The following is a 331-nucleotide window of genomic DNA, read 5'->3' as shown; positions in this document are numbered from 1 at the left end:
ATGTACGCGACCACGCGGGACCGGAGCGGATCAGGACGCCTGACGCTTTCTCGGGTAGGCCGGCGACCGAGCCGCTGCGCGATCAAGCGCTGCACCTGGCGCTCGGTGATCTTGAGGCTCAGTTCCTCTTTGATGAACGCGGCCGACATCCCCTTCTCTTCGGAGAGGTAGACGATCTCGTCGATGTCGTAGTCGCGTGCCATTGATGAATCAATTTAAACACAGGAGGTCTTATGACCAAAACAATAGTAGTACTGATCGGCCTCGACGGCCGTCACGAGATTTTGAAAGAAGACGACGGGCAGGCGTTCGCGATCAGCAAGCTGTCTGG

The 331-nt window shown here is 57.4% G+C and carries 1 protein-coding gene; it reads right to left on the bottom strand.

What is annotated here, in order from left to right; genetic code table 11:
* Positions 1–203: hypothetical protein (locus BIU91_RS03460; protein ID WP_139196857.1), on the bottom strand; the 203-nt coding region annotated here is incomplete at its 3' end.
* Positions 204–331: the final 128 nt, after the last annotated feature.

The sequence above is a fragment of the Curtobacterium sp. MMLR14_002 genome (assembly GCF_001864975.1).
GTDB lineage: Bacteria > Actinomycetota > Actinomycetes > Actinomycetales > Microbacteriaceae > Curtobacterium > Curtobacterium flaccumfaciens.
Note: the sequence above shows the minus strand (reverse complement) of the source record. Positions and strands in the feature narration are given on the sequence as shown.